The sequence below is a fragment of the uncultured Blautia sp. genome (genome assembly GCF_902497045.1).
Lineage (GTDB): Bacteria > Bacillota > Clostridia > Lachnospirales > Lachnospiraceae > Blautia_A.
The window spans coordinates 1-1,962 of the sequence record NZ_CABVDF010000343.1; the positions used below are offsets into that span (position 1 = coordinate 1).

General features: G+C 40.6%; 2 protein-coding genes. One reads left to right on the forward strand and one right to left on the reverse strand.

Annotation, left to right across the window (positions count from 1 at the left end):
• Positions 1-2: 2 nt before the first annotated feature.
• A complete protein-coding gene (locus tag RDS42_RS14455; protein ID WP_308784272.1) occupies positions 3-413 on the reverse strand; it encodes a ribonuclease Z in 411 nt (136 codons plus the stop codon).
• Positions 414-621: 208 nt separating this feature from the next.
• Here RDS42_RS14455 and RDS42_RS14460 point away from each other — a divergent pair.
• Positions 622-1,962, forward strand: a 1,341-nt coding sequence (locus RDS42_RS14460) for an aldehyde dehydrogenase (RefSeq protein WP_308784273.1), incomplete at its 3' end; no start/stop codon positions are given.

Genomic DNA, 1,962 nt, shown 5'->3' on the forward strand with positions numbered 1-1,962 from the left:
AATTACAACTTTATATATTTTTCCAATGTTATTTTTTCATGAGAATTTCCCGGAAACTCCTTTTTTTCTGTACATTGCCATCCCGACAGGTCCAACTCCAGTTTTTTGTCTGACGGATAGATCCGATTCCACCGAAACACCAGTAATTCCTCAATATTTTCTTCGAACATCTTCAGATCTTCTGTTTCTGCAAGAGCATATTCCCCTGTATCCGCTTTTCGCATAAAGTCCCGGCAGCACTTTATTTCCACACCTTCCAGATTTCCATAAGCCAAATAAGAATAGTCATTCATCCAAAGCACATTTCCCTGGCATAGCATACATATTTCATCTGTAGCTGCCTGATCTCTGCTTTGTCGTCTTTTATTAAACATCATACCGTTTTTATCGTCCAAAAAAATAATTACTTTCATGAGCCCCTCCTGTATCTGTATTTTCTGATAGCTTTCTTTTATTGTATCACAGATTTTCCCAGTATTCACTTCCTTCATAAATTACTATCTTCTCTCCTGACCAGATATCTGACGGCAGCTGTATTTTTATCCGATGTTGACACATTTTCTCACCACTGATATAGTAATCATAAAACAGCTTTTTAATGCGCTCTCAGGAGGATTTCATATGAATGAACAGGAAATCAAAAATATAGTAGACAAACAAAGAGATTTCTTTCATACAGCCGCCACTCTTCCTACCCGTAACCGCGTCAATGCTCTGAAGAAATTAAAAGTTTCTATAAAAAAGCACGAGACGGACATCCATCGGGCTTTACTGCTGGATCTGGGAAAAAGTGATTTTGAAAGTTACATGTGTGAAACAGGTCTTGTTTTAAGCGAAATATCTCATATGCTCCGTCGCCTTTCCACTTATGCAAAAGAAAAAAGAGTCCGGACACCACTGTCGCAGTTTCCTTCCAGAAGTTTTCAGAAACCTTCTCCTTATGGAGTTGTACTTATTATGAGTCCTTGGAATTATCCTTTTCTCTTAAGTATGGAACCGTTAATAGATGCTCTTGCTGCCGGAAACACTGTGGTTCTGAAACCCAGCGCCTACTCTCCCAATACTTCCCGTATTGTCCAGCACATCATCCGGGAATGTTTTGACGATTCCCATGCAGCGGTGATCACGGGAGGCCGCAAAGAAAACACCCATCTTTTAAACCAGCATTTCGATTATATTTTCTTTACCGGAAGCCAGCACGTAGGAAAGGAAGTATTAAGAAAAGCATCGGAATATCTTACTCCGGCAACTCTTGAACTTGGAGGAAAAAGCCCCTGCATCGTTGACCGGACAGCCGATCTTAAGCTGGCCGCCAAACGGATCGTATTTGGCAAATTCCTAAATTGCGGACAGACTTGTGTAGCTCCGGACTATATTTATTGTCACAGAGAAATCAAAGATGAGCTGCTCCGGCAGATAAAAAAACAGATAATAAAGCAATTTTCGGATCAGCCGCTAAAAAATAAAAATTATGGACGGATCATCAATCAGAAACATTTTGAACGGATACTTGGTCTGATAGATAATCAAAAAATCGTCTTCGGCGGAGAATATGACAGGTCAGAACTCAGGATCTCTCCTACTGTAATGGCAAACGTTTCTTTTGACGATCCCATTATGCAGGAAGAGATCTTCGGACCTGTACTTCCCGTCCTGACCTTTGAAGCTCTGGATCAGGCCATTTCCCATATACAGTCTCTTCCTCACCCTCTGGCCCTATATTTTTTTACATCAGATAAAAAAGATGCGGATAAAGTCATGTCATGTATTGGATTTGGAGGCGGATGTATCAACGATGTTGTTATACATCTGGCTACCAGCGAAATGGGATTTGGAGGGTTTGGAGAAAGCGGAATGGGAAGCTATCACGGAAAAACAGGATTTGATACCTTTAGCCATACAAAAAGTATTGTAGATAGAAAAACCTGGCTTGATCTCCCTGTCCGTTATCAGCCATATGGT